The 19584-nt window shown below is 61.4% G+C and carries 13 protein-coding genes and 1 tRNA gene; 8 read left to right on the forward strand and 6 right to left on the reverse strand.

The features are described 5' to 3' along the window. Positions 1-110 precede the first annotated feature (110 nt). Positions 111-3485: a carboxypeptidase regulatory-like domain-containing protein gene (locus FGZ14_RS11195; RefSeq protein WP_219601018.1), complete on the forward strand. Its 3375-nt coding sequence runs from the start codon at positions 111-113 to the stop codon at positions 3483-3485. Positions 3486-3654: 169 nt separating this feature from the next. After that, positions 3655-3728: transfer RNA gene (locus FGZ14_RS11200), tRNA-Ala, on the forward strand. Positions 3729-3868: 140 nt separating this feature from the next. Here the strand turns inward: FGZ14_RS11200 and cysK are convergent. Then, positions 3869-4789, reverse strand: coding sequence for a cysteine synthase A (gene cysK / locus FGZ14_RS11205; protein WP_139924282.1), 921 nt, complete (start codon positions 4787-4789; stop codon positions 3869-3871). 193 nt (positions 4790-4982) lie between these two features. After that, a complete protein-coding gene (locus FGZ14_RS11210; protein ID WP_139924284.1) occupies positions 4983-5819 on the reverse strand; it encodes a serine O-acetyltransferase in 837 nt (278 codons plus the stop codon). A 171-nt stretch (positions 5820-5990) separates the two neighbouring features. Between FGZ14_RS11210 and FGZ14_RS11215 the strand changes: the two genes are divergently transcribed. Next, positions 5991-6332 (forward strand): cupin domain-containing protein, encoded by a 342-nt coding sequence (locus tag FGZ14_RS11215; RefSeq protein ID WP_139924286.1) that lies wholly within the window; start codon positions 5991-5993, stop codon positions 6330-6332. A 101-nt stretch (positions 6333-6433) separates the two neighbouring features. Here the strand turns inward: FGZ14_RS11215 and FGZ14_RS11220 are convergent, their stop codons facing one another. Next, complete coding sequence (locus FGZ14_RS11220; RefSeq protein WP_139924288.1) at positions 6434-8431, reverse strand: peptidylprolyl isomerase; 1998 nt, start codon at positions 8429-8431, stop codon at positions 6434-6436. Between the two features lie 202 nt (positions 8432-8633). Between FGZ14_RS11220 and FGZ14_RS11225 the strand changes: the two genes are divergently transcribed. The 4 genes from FGZ14_RS11225 to FGZ14_RS11240 all read left to right on the forward strand — a co-directional run bounded on the left by FGZ14_RS11225 (position 8634) and on the right by FGZ14_RS11240 (position 11917). Continuing rightward, positions 8634-8903, forward strand: a complete 270-nt coding sequence (locus FGZ14_RS11225; protein WP_139924291.1) for a hypothetical protein — start codon at positions 8634-8636, stop codon at positions 8901-8903. 59 nt (positions 8904-8962) lie between these two features. Then, positions 8963-10333, forward strand: coding sequence for an ATP-binding protein (locus FGZ14_RS11230; protein ID WP_139924293.1), 1371 nt, complete (start codon positions 8963-8965; stop codon positions 10331-10333). Between the two features lie 149 nt (positions 10334-10482). Then, entirely contained in the window at positions 10483-10881 is a 399-nt protein-coding gene (locus FGZ14_RS11235; protein ID WP_139924295.1) for a response regulator, read from the forward strand. Then, the gene (locus tag FGZ14_RS11240) at positions 10871-11917 is read left to right on the forward strand and encodes an adenylate/guanylate cyclase domain-containing protein (RefSeq protein WP_139924297.1); all 1047 of its coding nucleotides are present in this window, start codon (positions 10871-10873) and stop codon (positions 11915-11917) included. The genes FGZ14_RS11235 and FGZ14_RS11240 overlap by 11 nt, the downstream gene beginning before the upstream one ends. Positions 11918-12140: 223 nt before the next feature. Here FGZ14_RS11240 and FGZ14_RS11245 read toward each other — a convergent pair whose 3' ends face one another. Then, positions 12141-14837, reverse strand: a complete 2697-nt coding sequence (locus FGZ14_RS11245; protein WP_139924299.1) for a cyclic nucleotide-binding domain-containing protein — start codon at positions 14835-14837, stop codon at positions 12141-12143. Positions 14838-14940: 103 nt separating this feature from the next. Between FGZ14_RS11245 and FGZ14_RS11250 the strand changes: the two genes are divergently transcribed. Continuing rightward, the gene (locus FGZ14_RS11250) at positions 14941-15537 is read left to right on the forward strand and encodes an HD domain-containing protein (RefSeq protein ID WP_139924301.1); all 597 of its coding nucleotides are present in this window, start codon (positions 14941-14943) and stop codon (positions 15535-15537) included. A 9-nt stretch (positions 15538-15546) separates the two neighbouring features. On the opposite strand, the gene FGZ14_RS11255 is transcribed toward FGZ14_RS11250, so the two are convergent. Further along, positions 15547-16620 (reverse strand): MJ1255/VC2487 family glycosyltransferase, encoded by a 1074-nt coding sequence (locus FGZ14_RS11255; RefSeq protein WP_139924303.1) that lies wholly within the window; start codon positions 16618-16620, stop codon positions 15547-15549. 220 nt (positions 16621-16840) lie between these two features. Next, complete coding sequence (locus tag FGZ14_RS11260) at positions 16841-19507, reverse strand: PAS domain-containing protein (protein ID WP_180754331.1); 2667 nt, start codon at positions 19505-19507, stop codon at positions 16841-16843. Between the last annotated feature and the right edge of the window lie 77 nt (positions 19508-19584).

Consider the following 19584-nt stretch of genomic DNA (forward strand, 5'->3'; position numbering starts at 1 on the left):
CCTGACTCCGCTGCTTTTTAATAATACTGACGTAACACAAAGCGGTTTTTGAAACCGTAATTTTGCACCTCGTTTTCTCAGCGAACCTCTTTCTTCACCAATCCCCCTTTATGAGACGCAATCTTTACGCCTCTGTGGCGCTGGTGCCGCTGGCAATTTTGTCAGCGCACATGAGCTGGGCACAGGTGACCACCTCCGCAATGAACGGTATCATTACCGACAAGAGCGGCGAGGGTCTGCCTGGGGCAACGGTAATTGCTGTTCACACCCCCACCAACACCCAGTACGTAGCGCCAACCAACTCGGAGGGTCGCTTCAATATTCAGGGTATGCGCGTAGGTGGTCCGTACACGGTCCGGATTACGTTTGTAGGATATCAGGATGCTACGCGGGAAAACCTGTTCTTGAGCCTAGGCCAGAACTTGCGCTTGGACATTAACCTGAGCGAATCGTCGCAGCAGCTGGGTGAGGTAGTAGTAAGCGGCCGCCGTGATGCACTCATCAACTCAGACCGCGTTGGCTCCGTTACGGCGGTTCAGCGCGAGCAAATTGAGCGTTTGCCTTCTATCACCCGTAGCCTCAACGACATTACGCGTCTGACCCCGCAGTCGAATGGCCAGAACATCGGGGGTGGTAACAACCGCCAGAACAACTTCACAGTTGACGGCTCTGACTTCAACAACAACTTCGGTATCGGCGGCAACCTGCCCGCCAACGGTACGCCTATCTCGCTGGACGCCATTGAGCAGCTGACGGTAAGCGTAACGCCTTACGACGTACGTCAGTCAGGCTTCGTGGGTGGCGCAATCAACGCCGTAACCCGCTCCGGTACCAACGACATCAGCGGCTCGGCCTACGGCTACTTCCGCAACGACAAGTTTATTGGTGACCGGGTTGGCAACGAGCGGGTTCCGCTGCAGGATTCGCGCTTCTACCAGTACGGCTTCCGTCTGGGCGGCCCCATCATCAAGGACAAGCTGTTCTTCTTCGCCAACGCTGAAATCGAGGAAAACCGCACTCCTGGTCAGACGCGCTTTGCCGCTACGGACGCCGCTCCTTACGGCTCGGCCACGAACATTACCCGCCCGACGGCTACCGAGCTGAATAGAATCAGTAATTATTTGAGTGATACGCTGGGCTACGAAACCGGCGGTTACCAGAATTACGATTTCACCAGCCCCCGCACGAAGTTCCTGGCTCGTATTGACTGGAACATCAGCCGGAATCACCGCTTCAACATCCGTTACAACCAAACGGAAGGTAAGACGCCCAGCTTCCCCAGCACCTCGTCGAGCCCGCTGACCAATTTTGCCTCCGGAGCAGGCCGTACGGACCTGAACGCCTTGCCGTTCCGCAATGCCGGCTACTTCCAGGAAGCCAACTTCTACTCAGCGGCCGCCGAATTGAACTCCACGTTCGGGGGCAACATGACCAACACGCTGCGGGCTACCTATACCAAGCAGAACGACCCCCGCAGCTCCGATAGCCGGGTGTTCCCCTTCGTGGACATCCTGAAGGCCGACGGCACCAACGCGCCTACCCCCTTCACCTCGTTCGGCTACGAGCCCTTCACGCTGGGTAACCTGCGCGACGTGGCTATCTACTCGGTTCGCGACGACTTCTCCTGGCTGATTGGCCGCCACAACATTACGTTGGGTGGTCAGGCTGACTACAGCATCACCAAGAACGGCTTCCAGCGCTTCGCCGCCAGCTACTACCGTTTCAACTCTTTCGCAGATTTCAGAACGGCTAGTAACCCCTTCCTGTCAGAGGCTCAGCGTGCTGCTGCCCGCCCCACTGACTTTGCTTACACGTACTCGCTCTCGCCGGGCTTTGAGCAGGCTTTCCCCACGTTCAAGTTTGGCCAGTACTCGCTCTACGCTCAGGACGACTACTCCATCCGGGAGAACCTGCGCCTGCTGGTAGGCTTGCGCGCCGACTACGTAACCTACCCCGAGAAGCTGAAGGAACACCCGCTGGTTTCGGCGCTGAACTTCGCCAACAACGAGAAAATCAACGTTGCCAACCTGCCCAAGTCGAGCATTCTGCTCTCGCCGCGTATCGGCTTCAACTGGGATGTGAACAACGACCAGACGGTGCAGCTGCGCGGTGGTACCGGTATCTTCACCGGCCGCGTGCCCTACGTTTGGATTGTAAGCCAGGCCGGCGACGCCGGTCTGCTGCAGATTACCCGTACGTTCTCGGGTAGCGCCATCGACCAGCTGCCCGGCGGCTACCGTGGCTTCAACGAAGACCCCGGTTTCTACCGTCCGGCTACCGTACCGGCGGCCGGCACGGTTATCCCGAACGTTATTTCGGCCGTTGACCAGAATTTCAAGTTCCCCCAGACGCTGAAGAGCAGCCTGGGTGTGGATGCCAAACTGCCCGGTGGCTTCGTGGCCTCGCTGGAAGGTATCTACAACAAGGACCTGAACACGGCTATCTTCCGCAACGCCAACCTGGTGGAGCCGCGTAATCTGGGCGTAGCCGGCTACCCCGATAGCCGCCTGATTTACCCGAACAACAACCAGGACAAGTTCCTGAACCCCATCAACGGCGCTGGTCAGGCAGTACCGAACGGCACGGCTGGTGGCGGCGCTTTCAATGCCATTGTGCTTGATAACGCCAACAAAGGCTACTACTGGTCGCTGACCGGTAAGCTGGAGCGCCAGTTCGACAACGGCCTGTTCGCCTCGGTAGCCTATACCCGCAGCGACGCCCGTAACCTTTACGACGGTGGCGGCGACCAGCCCCTCTCGGCCTGGCAGCAGACCCCGACCGTAAACGGCTCGAACAACCTGCAGCTGAGCTACGCCAGCTACGTAGTACCGGACCGCGTAATTGCTTCGGTATCGTACAAGCGTGAGTACCTCAAGAACCTGGCTACTACCGTCTCCGTGTTCTACGAAGGCAGCCAGCAGGGCCGCTTCTCCTACGTGTACTCGTCGGACTTCAACCGCGACGGTGGCAACGCCGACCTGATTTACATCCCCCGCGACGCGTCGGAAATCAACTTTGTATCGCAGACGGTAGGTACCGGCTCCAGCGCCGTAACTTATACGCCTCAGCAGCAGAGCGACCTGTTCTTCAAGTACATCGACCAGGATAAATACCTGCGCGACCGGAAGGGTACCTACGCTGAGCGCAACGGCGCCCTGCTGCCCTGGCGTAACCAGGTGGACGTGAAGCTGCTGCAGGACATTTTCACGAACATCGGCAACAAGCGCAACACCCTGCAGCTGAGCCTCGATATCTTCAACGTAGGCAACCTGATCAACAGCGACTGGGGTCTGATCAACGTGACCAACGCCAGCTCGGTGCTGGTGCCCACCAACGTGAGCTCCCTCACGCCCGGTGGTACCACTCGCCCCACGTTCCGTCTGCAGCTTGACCGCGGCGGTCTGGTGCAGGAAACTTTCCGCCGGAACCTAAGCGTTTCTTCGACCTACTACATGCAGGTTGGTGTACGCTACATCTTCAACTAAGCCAAGGCTTTAGCTTCTTAAAAATGGGCTGACGGTATCGTCAGCCCATTTTTTTTGTCTGGGCAACGCAAATTTTTTTGTGTTTTTTTTCGGTCCACCTCTTGCAGATTCAAAAAGCCGCAGTACTTTTGTCACACCAAACGCAACCGGCGGATGGATAACACCAAACGGGGGATTAGCTCAGCTGGCTAGAGCGCTTGCATGGCATGCAAGAGGTCATCGGTTCGACTCCGATATTCTCCACTCCCGTTTTGAAAAGCCTGACCTTCCGGTCAGGCTTTTTTTGTTTTGGCACGCACCTCCCTCCTACCTGCCAGTAAACGCAAAAGCCGCCCCCATTAGCAGGAAGCGGCTTTTGCGTTTATCAGGAGGCTTGTTAGCCGTTACACGAACAGGCCTTCTACTGACAGGTACCGCTCGCCGGTGTCGTAGCAGAACGTGAGGATACGGCCGCCCTGAGGTACTTCGTCGAGCTTTTTAGCTACTGCGGCCAGGGAAGCCCCGGAGGAAACACCCACGAACAGGCCTTCTTCGCGGGCAGCGCGGCGGGCATACTCAAAGGCTTCCTGCTGGCTGACCTGAATGGTCCCGTCGAGAATATCGGTGTGCAGGTTGTCGGGGATGAAGCCGGCACCGATGCCCTGGATGGGGTGCGGGCCCGGAGCTCCCCCGCTGATAACAGGCGAGAGCTCCGGCTCCACGGCGAAGGTCTTCATCTGAGGGAAGTGGGGCTTGAGCACTTCTGTTACGGCCGTGATGTGGCCGCCGGTGCCTACCCCCGTAATATGGAAGTCAAAGCCCTCGGGCACGTCGCGCAGGATTTCCTGGGCTGTTGTTTCGGCGTGCACCCTGATGTTGGCCGGGTTGCTGAACTGCATGGGCATCCAGGCGCCGGGCGTGTCGCGCACCAGTTCGTGGGCCTTCTCAATGGCACCCTTCATGCCTTTTTCCCGCGGGGTCAGCTCCAGGTTCGCGCCGTAGGCGGCCATCAGGCGGCGGCGTTCAATGCTCATGCTCTCGGGCATAACCAGCGTGAGGCGGTAGCCTTTCACGGCTGCTACCATGGCCAGGCCTACCCCCGTATTGCCCGAGGTAGGCTCTACAATCACGCTGTCGGGGGTGAGAATACCCTCCCGCTCAGCCTGCTCAATCATGCTCAGGGCAATCCGGTCTTTGATGCTGCCGCCGGGGTTGGCCCGCTCCAGCTTTACCCATACCTCCACATCGGGGCGGTGAGCAAACAGCTTATTGAGGCGCAGCAGCGGCGTATTGCCGATGGTATCCAGAATGGAAGTGGCTTTCATGGGTTTTAGAAATGAAGTGATGAGGTAAATGGAGATGGGGTGATGAGATGATGAGGTGATGGGATGATGAGGTGAACGGTGCAAGGGGGCTTCTGTGTATTGTGTCGGCAGGCTGGGGTTACCAGTCCGCTGCTCCCTTTTTCACCTTTCACGTATCACCATTTACCTTATCACTTCCTCATCACTCCATCATTTAAATTGAAAAGGTAATGTCCTCGGTAGGGTCCTGGGAGCGGGTGACGTGAATGTGGGCCTGATGGTACACCCGTGAGTGCGAGGGTACGCTTTCCGTGAGCCATACATTGCCCCCGATGATGCTGTGGCTGCCCACGGTAGTACTGCCGCCCAAAATAGTGGCACCGGCGTAAATCACCACATGGTCTTCGATGGTGGGGTGGCGCTTGATGCCCTGCAGGTGCTTGGCCACGCTGAGCGCCCCCAGCGTGACGCCCTGAAAAATTTTGACGTGTGCCCCGATGACGCAGGTTTCGCCGATAACCAGGCCCGTACCATGATCAATGCAGAACGAGGGGCCAATGCGGGCGCCCGGATGAATGTCGATGCCGGTACGCTGGTGCGCGTACTCGCTCAGGATGCGAGGCACGCGTGGGATGCCACGCTGGTGCAGGCCGTGGGCGAAGCGGTGCATGGCAATAGCGTAGAAACCGGGGTAGGAAGCTACCACCTCGGCCAGGCCCTGGGCGGCGGGGTCGGCAGCCACAATGGCGGCCGCATCCTGCAGCAAGGTGGCGCGCAGCACCGGCAGGGCACTCATGAGGCTGGCGGCCAGCTCGGGGGCCGGCTCGGGGGTAGGCACGGCGCGCAGCAACGTAGCCAGGTCGGTGCGCAGCTGGTCAAGGGTAGCGGCTACGGCATCTGGGGTGCGCAGAGGGCGGGCCGAGCGCTCAGGAAACAGCAGGTCCAGCAGCTGCTCGGCCAGCTGGCAGAACGCCTGCGCCGGCAGCGGAGCCGCCGTGTGGAGGTGGGCCTGCGTGAGAGCCTGAACGAAATCGGGGTTGGAAGAAGACATGAGCAGAAGGATGCCCGCTGGGGGCTGAAAGGCGGAAGATAGAACAGCCGCGACTTTTCCCAACCGCCAGCGCAGCACAAGGTTTCGGATTTGGGCGCCGCCGGTAACCCACCCCGGCCGTGCCGCGTTAGTCAGCTAAACCTATAGTCATTCACTTCTAGCCCCTTCCTCATGGCTGATACCACCATCACGAAAATCGATTCCCGCTTCTCGCCCAAAGGCACCGACGGCGAAAAATACCTGGCCTCCGGCGTGCACGTGGCCATGCGCCTCTGGGAAGATGAACAGCCCGGCGAGCCGAAAGAGCCCTCCGCCCGCCCCTACGAAACAGTAGGCTACGTACTCAGCGGCCGGGCCGAGCTGCACATTGAAGGCCAGATGGTGTTGCTGGAGCCCGGCAACTCGTGGGTGGTGCCCAAAGGGGCTTCGCACACCTACAAAATCCTCGAAGCCTTTTCGGCCGTGGAAGCTACTACCCCGCCGGCCCAGGCCCACGGCCGCGACGAAGAGTAGCCACACCCTACGCCAGCTACGCAACTGCCCCAGCCGAATCCGACGGCTGGGGCAGTTTTGCTTGGTAGTGCCTGGCCGGAAGCTGCCGACAGCACGCTTGGCTACCGCCGGCTATCCAGCAGCTCTACCCGGTCAATCCGGTCCCCGATATCGAGGCGGCTGACAACATCCATGCCTTGTACTACCTGGGCGAAAATGGTGTAGCGGCCATCGAGGTGAGGGGTAGGCGCGTGGGTAATAAACCACTGGCAGCTTTCAGTGTCTTTACCGGCTGAGGCCAGCCCGACGGCCCCTTCACCGTAGCGCAGATCGGCAAACTCGGAGCGCAGGTTATAGTCGGAGCTACCCCAGCCGTCGCCGCGGGGGCAGCCGCCCTGGGCCACGAAGTTGGGCACCACCCGATGAAAGTTTTTGCCATTGTAGAAACCCTGGCGGGTGAGAGCCACGAAGCTGGCCACCGACCCGGGCGCCTGCTCCACCAGCAGCCGCAGCACAATATCGCCTTTGCTGGTGCGCACGGCTACCCGCTGCCCGGCCGGAATAGTGCCCACGAGGCCCCAGTCGATGGGGTGGGTAGCGGCTGCCGCTACGGGCGCGGGAGTAGCCGGACGGTTCTGCAGGAAATCAATGGTCTGCTGCAACGACTGCCAGGCCTCCAGGTCGCGGGGCAGGGTGAGCCGGTCGCGGGCCTGCACCAGAAAATTGGAGTTGGGCAGCAGCTTCTGCAGTTTCAGCTTAGGGTCCCGGATGGCTTCGGCGGCAGTGCCCATCACGGCCACGTCGCCGCTGAGCACCCCTCGGCGCAAAGCCAGGGCAAACTCGGGGTAGCGACCGGCCGGGAAGGTGGGCTGGCGCCCCATGGCTACCAGCGCCTCCATGCCATAGGTGCCAATTACCAGCGGCTGGTTGGGGGCGAAGGTGGCCTGCTGCACAAAATCAAAAGCGGCCGGGTCTTCGCCCAGGGCTTTTAGCAGATAGCCTTTCTCGTAGGGGGCCGGGGCGGCCGTGTAGCGCTCCTGCACGGCTCCGCGAATGGCTGCCTGCTCGGGGCTGCGCTGGCGCAGGGCCGCCGCCAGCAGCGTGGCCCGGGCCCGCCAGTTTTCCAGCCGGTTCGCTTTTTCCAGAAACAGCCCACCGGGCTCCTGCGAAGCGTGGGCCAGAAAGAATTCGGCGGCCGAAAGCGCCACCTGGGCGTTGGCATCAGTTAATGCCCCCCAGGCGGCCTCCTTTACGGGGGCGTACATACCTGCGTTCATGGCGCGCAGGGCACTCACCCGCACCCGGTAGTCAGGGTCGCGGCGGGCCAGGCCGGCCAGCAGCGGGGGCACCGTAGGGTCGGTAGCGGCTTTGCTCAGGGCGGCGGCGGCGGCGCTGCGCACGGCGTAATGCGCGTCCTGCTGGGCGGCGGACCCAATGGCCGCGGCATAAGGAGCCAAGTTGAGGCCACGAGTGCGGGCCAGGGCATTGGCCGCAGCTATGCGGGCGCTGGCAGGGTTGCTCCGCCCCAGCAGCTGCACCAGCCGGCTAACCGCTGCCTCGGACGTAAGTCCGCGCAGGCCGGCCCGGTACAGGCCCCAGGCCTGGCCGCTCAGGGCAGCGGTGTCTGTAGCCAGGGCGGGGGGTAAGCGCACGAGGCGAACCAGGCCCGCGCGGGAAGTACAGCGGCCCAGTGCCTCCAGCACGTAGCGGCGCACCACGCCATCGGGCTCCGCCGTGATGCGCTGAACCAACATCGCTTCAGCCGTGGAATCGGCCGTTTGCCCCAGGGCATAGGCGGCTTCGCGGCGCACCGAGGCTACGGCATCTTGCTGGAGGCGGGCCAGCAGGGCGGGGGTAGCGGCTTTGTCCTGCACCGAGGCCAGGGCCTCGGCAGCGGCGCGGCGGTAGGCTTCTTCCGGCCGGTTGAGGTAGGGCAGCAAGGCCGGGGTACGGCGCTCGTCCTGGGCGGTGGCAATGCGGCGCAGAACGGTGTCGGCGGTAAACTGGTTGGGGGCGGCCGGAGCAGAGGAGGCAGCGGAGGGCCGGGGAGCGCAGGCCGGCAATAGCAGACTGCCGGCGGCCACTACGGCAGCCGCCCGGCACAGAGCGGAGTAGGTCATGATCGGCCTAAGTTAGAAATTGCCCCGACAAGCAACCAGCCGGCTGCGGCTACCATCTACCCTAGCACCAGCAGAAGCCTAGCCTTACGGGGCCTAGGTAAGCATTTCTGCCGCAGGATAGGGGTAAACCTATTTATAGTAGCATCTTTACGACAGCAATATTCCCGTTATGTTGGGCTTTAGATTATTCCTTTTACTAGGCTTGCTGCTACTTAGCGCCGGACGTAGCGTGGCCCAGAGCCGCCCGGCCCCGGCGCCCGCCCCGCCCCCGCAGAAGGAGCTGACCGTGCACCTGACGCTTCCTACCGTGGTCGGGGTTATTGGCGAGTACGCCGGCATTCTTTCTTCCAAAGAGAAAGGCAAGCTGAAAACCCTGCGTAAGCAAAGCCGGACTACTACCAGCAACCCGGTGCTTATCTTAACCATTCCGCTGCCCAAACTATGGGCTGACCGCAAACCGAAACCAGAGTAACGGCCTACCCCCTCTTTCGTCACTAACCCTCCCCTGCCCCTCCCGAATTGCTTTAACCCATGAAACTGAATGCGGATGTGTTGCTGAGCGTGCTGATAGCGTTGTTTGTAGTGCGGGGCCTGCGCAAGTTTCTGGACTTGCCTGTCCGCCTGCCTTCCCTGAACCGGCTGCTGGGCTGGCTCTGGATACCCGGCCTGTTGCTCTTTATCGGGAGCCGGGCTATTGGGTGGGAGTCGGATCAGCTGGATGAGGTGTACATGCTCTTCGTGCTGGCCGTGCTGGCCGTGCCCTTGTTTCTGCTCCGCGACTACCGCCCGGCCCGCACGCTGCTCATCGGGTTGGTGCCCTACGTGTTGTTTTCGGCCGTAGAGCTGCTGTTGGCCGACACCCAGCTGGTGAAGAACTACGATGAGGTATCCGATACATCGAAGGGCTTTTCGTTCATCTGGATGTTTACGTCCATCTTCATTGCCCGCAGCCAGAAGCGCCACTTGGAAAAGGAACGCCTGGAGCGCGAGGAAGAGGAAAAAGCCCGCCTGCTGATGGCCACCCAGAAGGCTGAGCTGGAACGCCTGGTAGCCGAGCGCACCGCCATTCTGACCCAGCAGGCCGAGGAGCTGCGCGAGGCCCTGACCGAGCTCAAAACCACCCAAAACCAGCTGATTCAGGCCGAGAAAATGGCTTCCTTGGGCGAGCTAACGGCCGGCATTGCCCACGAAATTCAGAACCCGCTCAACTTCGTCACCAACTTCTCCGATGTCAGCGCCGAGCTGATTACGGAACTGGAGGAGGAGCAGCAGAACCCCAACCGCGACCCGGAGCTGGAAGCCGAGCTACTGGGCGACCTGAAACAGAATCTGCTGAAAATAAACCACCACGGCCAGCGCGCGGCCAGCATTGTGCGGGGCATGCTGGAGCACAGCCGCGCCAGCACCGGCGAGCGGCAATCCACCAACCTGAACACCCTCGCCGACGAGTACCTGCGCCTGGCCTACCACGGTCTGCGCGCCAAAGACAAAACCTTCAACGCTACCCTCACCACCCACTTCGACCCCAGCCTGGGGCCCATTGAAGTGGTTTCGCAGGACGTGGGCCGGGTGCTGCTGAACCTGTTCACCAATGCTTTTTACGCGGTGCAGAAGCGCAAAGAGCTGGGTCAGCCGGGCTATGCGCCTACCGTTACGGTAACCACCAAACAGCTGCCCGACGGCGACGTGGAAGTGCGGGTGCACGACAACGGCACGGGTATTCCGCAGGCCGTGGTCGATAAAATCTTTCAGCCCTTCTTCACCACCAAACCCACCGGCGAGGGCACCGGCCTGGGACTTTCTCTGAGCTACGACATTATTACGAAAGGCCACGGCGGCACCCTACTCGTAGAAACCCAGGAGGGCCAGGGCACGGAGTTCATCATTACCCTACCCGCATAATATCAGTTGTCAGTTGTGAGTTGCCGGTTGTCAGTACTGGGTTATCAGGCCTGCAAGAACGAACTGGTAACCCGCAACTGATAACTGATAACTGATAACTGGCAACTCACAACTGACCACCCACGACTCACACCTAAGCTTTGCTTCCGATGAAAATTCTTGTAGTTGATGATGAGGCTGACGTGCGCACCCTGTTTGAACAGCGCTTTCGCCGGGAAATCCGCAGCGGCTTATTTTCGTTTTCCTTTGCCTACTCCGGCGAGGAAGCCCTGGACTACCTGCACGCCCACGCCTCGGAGGTGGTCCTGATTTTATCCGACATCAACATGCCCGGCATGAGCGGGCTGGAGCTGCTGCGCCAGATTAAACAGGAATACGCGGCGCCCCCTCCCCCACCCTCACCCCAGGTGATGATGATTACGGCCTACGGCGACACGGAAAGCCGGGAGCAGGCCCTGCAGCTGGGCGCCTTCGACTTCCTGACCAAGCCGGTGGACTTCGCCGCCCTCAAAGATAAACTTCTGACCCTGGCCAGCCATGAAAACTAAAATACTGGTGGTAGATGATGAGGCCGATCTGGAGTTGCTCATCAAGCAGAAATTCCGGCGCAAAATTCGGGAAAGCGTGTACGAGTTCGTGTTTGCCAGCAACGGACAGGAGGCGCTGGACACCGTGCAGAAAACCCCCGACCTCGACATTATCCTCTCCGACATCAACATGCCGGTGATGGACGGCCTGACCTTGCTCAGCAAGCTGCAGGAAGCCAACCCTGTGCTGAAAACGGTGATGGTGTCGGCCTACGGCGACATGCAGAACATCCGCACGGCCATGAACCGCGGGGCCTTCGATTTCGTGACCAAGCCCGTGGATTTCCAGGACCTGGAGGTGACCATGGATAAAACGGCCGCCCACGTAAAGCAACTGCGCGAAACGCTGCGGGCCATTCAGGAAAACAACATCCTGAAAATGTACGTGGACGAAACCGTGCTCAATTTCGTGAGCAAGCCCGGCTTCGAAAACACCCTGATGGCCAGCGAAACAGTAGAGGCCACGGTGGCCTTCATTGATATCTGCGGCTTCACGTCGCTGTCGGAAGTGCTACCCCCCGCCGACATCGTAACCATGCTCAATACCTACTTCGACCAGATGGTGAAGGAGGTTATTGCCCAGGGCGGCTACATTGACAAGTTCATGGGCGACGCCGTGATGGCCGTGTTCCGGGGCGAGTACCACCTCGACCGGGCCGTGGATGCGGCCCTAGCCGTGCGCAGCGTGGTGCAGGCCAACGAGCACATACTGCCCAACGGCAAGCCCTACCAGCCCCAGGTCAGCATTGGCATCAACACCGGCGAAATGGTATCGGGCAACATCGGCTCGGCCTCCCTCAAGCGTCTCGACTACACCGTTATCGGCGACAACGTGAACGTGAGCCAGCGGCTGCAGTCGGTGGCCCTGCCCGGCCAGATCATCGTCACGGAAGCTACTTACCAACTCCTGAAGGAGTCGTTTCAGTGTAAGCCCATCAAGGAGGTTACCCTCAAGAACAAGGCCCAGCCCGTCATGATTTACGAGGTGGTGGCGTAGGAGTGAAGTGTAGTCCTGTCATGGCGAGGAGGCACGACGAAGCCATCCGTCCTGATCAACGCCCTACCCCCTTAAGATGTGACAAGCCCTTACCTCCGTGCTGGAAGTAAGGGCTTGTCTGTTTAGCAGGCGTATCACATGGAGAGGAAGGATGGCTTCGGTGCCCTCGCCATGACAGGACTACACTTCACTCAGTTACTCATTCACCTATTCTACCAGCTCACTATCTCACCATCTCGTTCTGGCGGCGCAGGCGTTGGCAGAGTACACGCAGGATGTTGCGCAGCACTTCGCCGCGTTCTTCCATCACGTCGTAGAAATCTTCCTGGTCGAGGCGGAAAGCAACGACGTCGGTTTGGGCCACGGCCGAGGCGGAACGGGGCTCCGCATCCAGTAGGGCTAGTTCCCCAAAGAAGTCGCCTTTGCGAAACGTAGCCAGCTGCTGAGCGCCGGTGAAGACGCCTACCTCCCCTTCATGCACAATGAACAGGGAAGTACCCAGGTCACCTTTGGCAAAAATCTGATGACCGGCCGGGAAGGTTACCTCCTTCATAATGGGCACGATGCTGCTGAGCACGTTGGCGGGGGTAGCCGCGAAGAGGGCGGTGCCCTGCAGTACGGCCACCCGCTCGGCGGCCGATATATGGAAAACAGAAGCAGAATGACTCATAAGCAACTCAAGAATAGCCGGGTGGGCGGTAAGTAAAGCAGTATAGGCGGCGGGCTGCTCGCGCTCCAGCCGGGCCAGCGCCTGCCGAGCACTTTCCCCGATCAGCGGGTTTGCGCTGTGCAGATGGGGTAGCAACAGGGCCGCAGAGGCGGGCTCCGGCTGCCAGTGCCGCAGGGCCAGACTGATGGTCCAGTCGGTGAAAGCTGCTTCGCCCCGCCGGACGATAGTAGCCGGCATGGGCTCCGAAGCAGTAAAGTCGCCCAGCAAAACGTCGAGCCGGCGGGCCTTTTCGGCTACGGGTCCTACCTCCAGCAGCGTCTGCAGGCCCTGATATACAGGGCGCGGAATCAGATTATCGAGCACCTCCAAAGCGTTGGCCTGCCGCTCGCGGGTAGCGTGGGCTACCCCGCGTTGGGCATCGGCAATCAGGTGGGACGGGTAGAGCTGCTGGAGCAACCCGAAAATACGCTGCTGCACCCGGGCCAGCTCATAATCCAGACTGGCGCGCACGGCTTTATCGTGAGTGGCGGCCAGGCCGTGCAGGAGCTGCTGAGCCAGGCGCATTTCTTCTTGTAGCAGACCCTGGAACACAGGCGCTTCGGTGGGGGTAGCCGTTGTAGTGCGCAGGGCCCGCAGGGCGGCTTCGCGCCGGAACAGATTGGGCTGCTGCGCCAGAGTTACCAGCGCCTGCCGGCTGGCCGGGCGCCGGATGTGGCCACAGAGCACGGCTACGCGCCGGATCAGGGCCTCATCGGGAGTGGTGCGCAGGGTTTCCACCAGGGCCGGCAACGCCTGCTCCCCTAGCGCCAGCAAGGTATCGGTGGCCGCCGCGCGGGTAGTCTTATCGGTCAGGGCGGCTATCTGGGCCTCTATTTCGGCGGGGCTGATTACCGTATCTGTACCGTTGCTGTACGGAGCGGGGGTAGGCTCCTCGTCGGCAAAGCCAAAGCGGCGGCTTACGGCGTGCTGCAGCTCAGCCAGGTAATGCCCATAGGTGCGGTGGAGGCAGAATAAAGCCACTAGCAGCAGCAGACCCATCCAGGCAAATGTGAAGCCCAGCCCCAGTTCCGGCCAGGCGTGCAGCACAAACGACAGCCCACCGGCCAGGGCCATGCCCAGGGGCTCATATACCCCTTTGGCCAGCGTGTGCGCCTGCAGGCGCTCCTCGGCGGGCAAGGGCTGAAACAGCACCAGAAATACGGGGTCGAATACGGCGCGGCGCAGAATTTCCAGGGTCAGGAACAGGCCGCAGAAGTAGAGAACCAGCACATCCGGGCCGGCCGTGCGCAGGCCCACAAACAGCCCCAGCCCCGCCAGCAGCACGGCTGGTGGCCCCAGCAGCACCGCCCGCAGCCCTACCCGGCTCAGCACCGGGCCCGTCAGGACGAGCTTTACCACCAGTGCCAGCAGGTAGGCCAAAGCCAGCACGCCGCTTACGTAGCGCATCACGGTGGCCTGATCGTGGAAGCGGTGCTTCACGTTCACGAAGAAAGAATACTCGATGCCCGTGGTGACAGCGGCCACGGCCAGCATACTCAGGCACATAGTAAGCACCACCTGGCTGGAGCCAAACCAGCGCTGCAGCCCCGGCGCCACCGCTGTAGTGCGCTGGGCCCGGGCCGCCGAGCGGGCCTCTACCAGGTGGGAACGGTTGGTACGCCGCAGCACCAGCAGGGCGCCCATGTAGGCCCCAAACGCCGTTAGCAGCAGCCACAGCAGCTCCGTATGATGATGAATGAGCAGGGCCAGCACGGCGCCCAGGGCCTTGGCGGGCATGTCGCCGGAGCTGATGACGCTGAACAGGCGTCGGCCCTGGCGCACATCGAACACCACCGCCGACACGCCCCAGAACTCCAGATTGGTTAGCAGGTAGATGATGCGGTAGCCCGCCATAATAGCCACGGCCGCCAGCACCGAGTGGCCCACGGCTACCAGCACCCCCAGCACCCCGGTTAGGGCTACTACTGCCAGCAATACCCGCACCGCTACCCGCTGCAGGCCCAAATGGTGCTCGTAGTAGGCATACACCTGGCCGGCCACTATCATGCACAGCGCGGCTGCTCCGTAGGCTAGAGGGAGGTTGCGCTCGGGGTTATTTTCGAGCAGAATGACGTTGGCCGAGACGTACACCAGAATGGTGCCGATGCCCAGCAGGAAGTTGTGCAGAAAGAATAGCCCCACCGTGCGGCCCTCCTCCGGCCGTATGCCCAGGAGCTGCTGCCAGCGTGCAAGTAGTCTTACTCTATTCATGAAAAGCGAATGGCCAGAAGCTGCAAGATAGGAGCCTGACGCGGCACGGCGCCGGATTTTTCCCATACTTGCGGCGCTTTCTCTCCCGCCTGCCTTCTCGTTCATGGACTGCTCCCGCGCCGAAGCCTACGTGCTGACGCAGCTGCGCCAGCAGCTGCCCGCCACCCTCACCTACCACGGCCTGCACCACACCCTCGACGTGGTGGAACAGGCCCTGTCGCTGGCGGCGGCCGAGGGGGTTACCAACCCGCTGGAGTTGGCGCTGCTCCGGACAGCGGCTTTCTATCATGACGCAGGTTTTCTGACTACTTACCAGGGCCACGAAGAGGCCAGCTGCCAGCTGGCCCGCCGGGTGCTGCCCACCTTTGGCTACCTGCCCACCCACATCGAGCTGATTTGCCAGCTGATTATGGCAACGCAGGTGCCCCAGCGCCCCGGCGCGCTGCCCCTGGCCCGGATTCTCTGCGACGCCGACCTGGACTACCTTGGTCGCCCCGACTTCTGGCCCATCAGTCAGACGCTTTTTGAGGAACTGCTGACCCGCAACCTGATAACCGATGAGGCGGCTTGGTTGCGGCTGCAGACCAGGTTTCTGGGCGAGCACCGGTACTGGACGGCCAGCGCCACCCGCCGGCGCGAAACCGAAAAGCAGGCCCGCCTGACCGAGGTGCAGGCGAAGCTAGCCGCAGCCAGCCTGTAACCCCACGCGCTACGGCCGGGTAGCCGGGTGGGCTACTTCCGCCAGTATAGATTCCAGGGCGGCAAACAGCGCCTCGTTGCCGTGCTGCTCGTAGGTGCTCAGGGCCGCCTCAAACCCGCTCAGGTCATACAGGAAGGCCCGCAGGTTGTCGGGGGTAAGGGCCTCGAAGTGGCGGCCGTAGCCCAGCTTCTCGACCTCAGCGGCGTTCAGAAACTGCTCGAACTGCGCCGGAATAGGCACCGCGCAAATGGGCTTGCGCAGGTACACGGCCTCACTGATCAGGGAGAAGCCGCCGTTGGTTACCACGGCCCGGGCACTGGCCAAGTCCTGCAGAAAGCCCTGCTCGCTGAAGGCCCGCAGCTGCACGTTGCCGTGGTTTTCCTCTTTATTGAAACCGTACACCCGAAACTCCTGGCCCGGCAGCTGCTGGAGTTGGGCTATCAGGTTCTGTTGGGTAGTAGCCGACTGGTACACCAGTACGTGTGTGCCGCGGGTGGGCGCGAGGGCCAGCACCTCGGGGCGCAGAATGGGCGGTACCAGCGTGGTTCGCTCCTTGAGCAGGGGTAGGCGGAAGAAGGTCGTAATCAGGTAATGATGGCTCCGGGGCAGTTTGGCCCGCACAATCTGCCGGGCCAGGGTCAGGTTGGGGCGCTCCTGGGGCGGCACCGGCACATCCAGCGCGGCCCTGCTGATAATCTGCATGTTATCAATACTAACCACGGGCAGGTCCTTCCATTTGGCAAACAGAAAGCTGAACGACTCGAAATCGGAAATAACCACGTCGGGCTCGAAGTCGCAGAGCAGCTCCCGGTACTTGCGGAAGTTCACCCGCAGGTTTTCCGGTGCCGAGCGCAGCGTCAGGGCCGCCGTCCGCGCCTTCGAAACGGTGAGGTTCTTATAGGCTAGATGAAAGCCCCGGATTTCGTGCACCCGGCCCGGAAAGTTGGCCGCCAGCATCTGGTAGGCGCGGGAGCTGCTGACCACGCACACATTATGCCCCTGGCTGAGCAAATGCCCGATTACTACTTTGCTGCGGGTGGCGTGACCAAGCCCTTCGCCGGGCACTCCGTACAGAATATTCATTTGTTACTGGATAAAATTGACCGGCTAAGATGCTGATTTTGCCAGCAGCAGTCGGGCAGCCTAAGCATTTCTCTTCAAAGAAAACATCGTCTGAGGGGACGCTCCCAGCCCCTGTGTGCTACCCGCCCCTGAGCCAGGAACCTCGATTAGCAAGCAGCCGGCAGAGCCTAAGCTAGAGCAGGCACCCGCATAGGCCAGGCCAGCCGGCTTCCGCACCGGCTTACTGAGGGAAATAGATGGCGAAGGTAGAGCCCTGACCAAGCTGGCTTTGTACCTCCACGCGCCCACCGGCGTTTTCCACTATGTTCTTGACCATGTACAGGCCCACGCCGGTGCCCTCTACATGCGTATGCAGGCGCTGAAACATGGCAAACAGTTTCTCCTGCGCCTGCACTTGCGTCAGGTCCAGGCCGAGGCCATTGTCCTGTACTTCCAGCACCCGGTAGCTATCCTGCACCCGGCACCGGATCAGGACCTCGGGCACGCGGTTGGGGTGGCGGTACTTAAGGGCGTTGCTCAGCAGGTTGTAGATAATGCTACGCAGGTTTTTCTCCGCGAACTGCAACGTTGGGCAGGCCTCAACCTCTACTTTCAGCACGGCGCCTGTTTCCTGGAGCAGGGGCATCAGGTCGAGGCGTACGGCCTCAATGAGGTTCGCCAGCTGCACCTGGTCGCGGGGTTGGTCGTGCTCTTTTTGCAGGCGCGAAATATCGGTGAGGTTAGTAATGGTGCGCTGGAAGCGCTCTACGGCCCCTTGCATCAACTCCAGCATCAGGGGCACGTCGCCTACCCGGGCCGTGGTGGGCAGCTCGTGCTCCAGGGCCTGCAGTAGGCCCTCAATATTGGCAATGGGAGCCTTCAGGTCGTGGGAGGCCGTGTAAATAAAGTTATCCAGGTCCACGTTGGTGCGCTGGAGCTGGCGCTGCAGCTCCACCTGCTCATGAACTTCGAAGGAGATGCCGCTGTGGCCGACGAGCTGGTTGTGGGCCCCCAGCAGGGGCTGGGTGCGGGTAAACATCCAGCGGTACTGCCCATCGTGGCGGCGCATGCGGTGCACGGGGCTTTCCCAGGGCTGGCGGGCGCTTACCGCAGCTATAAACGCAGGCTGCAACGTGGGCAGGTCTTCGGGGTGTACGGCGTCCCATATCTCATCCAGCAAGCTTAAGTCGGTTATTGCCAGCCCGGTCCATTCAAAATACGCCTCATTAAGGTAGGTGAAGTGGCCAGTGGCGTCGGTGCGGAACAGGAAGGCCGGGACGTGGGACGTGAGCAGGCGCAGGTCGGCGGCGGCCTCATCGGCGCGGCGGCGGGCCAGCATCAGGTCCGTCACGTCGGCGGCGGTGTTCAGAATGCCGTACACCTGCCCCCGCGTGTCGCGCAGGGGGGTAAAGCTGTAGTTGTAATAGAACGTCTGCGACTGGCCGTTCATCACCACTTCCAGCCGCTGGTTGCGCAGGTGTAGGGGCTGTCCGGTGGTAAATACCTGGTACAGCTGCTCAAATACGGCCTGGCCTTCCAGCTCTGGTAGCACGTCAACGTAGCGCCGGCCGATAATATCCGTGCCCTTTCCGAGGGCCTTCGTCATGGCCTGATTCACCAGCTGAATCCGGAACTCCGGGCCTACATACACCCCGATCAGAAACGAGGCCCCCTCTACCACCGCGCGCACCTGCTGGGCGCTTTCCTCTACTTTGCGGCGGGCCAGCACCTGGTCGGTAACTTCGTAGGCGAATACCAGTACCCCATCTACCTGCCCCTGCCTATTGCGCCGGGCCTGATACGTAAAGGTCGAGTAGATTTCTTCCAGCGGGCCACCCTCGTGGCGGGCCAGCATCAGGGGCAGCTCCTGGGCTATAAAGGTTTCGCCCGTTTCATACACACGGCGCAGGAGTTCGGGAATAGGGCTGTCGGCTAGCTCAGGCAGGGCCGCCAGCAAGGGCTTGCCCAGCAGCCGGCGGCCCGGAAAAATCAGCTGATAGGCCGGGTTCACCAGCTGAAAAACCAGTTCAGGACCATCGAGGATGACAATGGGCGTGGGGGCCTGCATAAACAGCTGATGCAGGTGCTGGCGTTGGGCTTCCCGCTCCTGGCGAGCCAGCACCTGCTCCGTAACATCAGAGGCAAACACATCGATGCCCGCAATGCGCCCGCCCACCCGGTAGGCCTGGTAAGTAAAGTCAAAGTAGGCTGTTTTGCGCGTACCATCCGGCTGGTTGATATCAAGCGGCAGCTCCCGCCCGAAAAACGTTTCCCCGGTCTGATACACGCCATCAAGCAAGGCCAGGAAGCCTTGCTCAGCGGCATCGGGCTGCACTTCAGAAATGGTACGGCCCCGCATCTGGCGGTCCGGAAACAGGTTCTGGTAGGCTTGGTTGTAGTATTCGATGCGGTGCTCGGGCCCGCGCAGCAGCACAATGCTGGCCGGGGTCTGCTCAAACACCTGATACAGGGCTTCCGGCCTTTGGTGCGGGCCCGGGGCCGCCCCGGAGGGGGTACCGTCGGGGTCCGGGGTGGCGGTGAAGCTCAGCACCAGCCGCTCGCCGCTGCGCCGGGCCGCTACCCGTACGTAGGCATGCAAGCCCTCCGCCTGGCGAGGAACCGCGAAGTGCCCGTCCTCGCCCGTTTCAAACACGCCCCGGCAGAAAGCAAAGAGGCCGTTGGCAGAAATAGCGGAGAAATGCGTGCGCAGTGTGCCGCCGGGCCGTTCGGGCAGCCCCGTTATGCGCTGGGCGGTGGGGTTCAGGTACTCCAGCGCGAAGTCCTCCAGCTCGCCGGCCGGGCCGCCATAGAGCGGGCGCAGAAAGCTGACACCCGTAAGCGAAACGGCCAGGAGGTCGGACAGAAGGGTGCTGGCGGAGCCGGCGTCGGAGAAATCAGGACCAAACATAAGCAGCGGGCTACAACACACGAAGTTACTAGCCAAAACCACACCCGGCCACCAGCCCAGGCACATAGGTTTGCGCT

It is taken from the genome of Hymenobacter sp. DG01 (assembly GCF_006352025.1).
Classification (GTDB): domain Bacteria; phylum Bacteroidota; class Bacteroidia; order Cytophagales; family Hymenobacteraceae; genus Hymenobacter.

Excerpts from the sequence above, each read along its gene's own strand:
- FGZ14_RS11195 (WP_219601018.1), top strand. The coding sequence starts at position 111 with ATGAGACGCAATCTTTACGCCTCTGTGGCGCTGGTGCCGCTGGCAATT.
- cysK (WP_139924282.1), bottom strand. The coding sequence starts at position 4,789 with ATGAAAGCCACTTCCATTCTGGATACCATCGGCAATACGCCGCTGCTG.
- FGZ14_RS11230 (WP_139924293.1), top strand. The coding sequence starts at position 8,963 with ATGAAACTGAATGCGGATGTGTTGCTGAGCGTGCTGATAGCGTTGTTT.
- FGZ14_RS11210 (WP_139924284.1), bottom strand. The coding sequence starts at position 5,819 with ATGTCTTCTTCCAACCCCGATTTCGTTCAGGCTCTCACGCAGGCCCAC.
- FGZ14_RS11215 (WP_139924286.1), top strand. The coding sequence starts at position 5,991 with ATGGCTGATACCACCATCACGAAAATCGATTCCCGCTTCTCGCCCAAA.
- FGZ14_RS11220 (WP_139924288.1), bottom strand. The coding sequence starts at position 8,431 with ATGACCTACTCCGCTCTGTGCCGGGCGGCTGCCGTAGTGGCCGCCGGC.
- FGZ14_RS11260 (WP_180754331.1), bottom strand. The coding sequence starts at position 19,507 with ATGTTTGGTCCTGATTTCTCCGACGCCGGCTCCGCCAGCACCCTTCTG.
- FGZ14_RS11250 (WP_139924301.1), top strand. The coding sequence starts at position 14,941 with ATGGACTGCTCCCGCGCCGAAGCCTACGTGCTGACGCAGCTGCGCCAG.
- FGZ14_RS11235 (WP_139924295.1), top strand. The coding sequence starts at position 10,483 with ATGAAAATTCTTGTAGTTGATGATGAGGCTGACGTGCGCACCCTGTTT.
- FGZ14_RS11245 (WP_139924299.1), bottom strand. The coding sequence starts at position 14,837 with ATGAATAGAGTAAGACTACTTGCACGCTGGCAGCAGCTCCTGGGCATA.
- FGZ14_RS11255 (WP_139924303.1), bottom strand. The coding sequence starts at position 16,620 with ATGAATATTCTGTACGGAGTGCCCGGCGAAGGGCTTGGTCACGCCACC.
- FGZ14_RS11240 (WP_139924297.1), top strand. The coding sequence starts at position 10,871 with ATGAAAACTAAAATACTGGTGGTAGATGATGAGGCCGATCTGGAGTTG.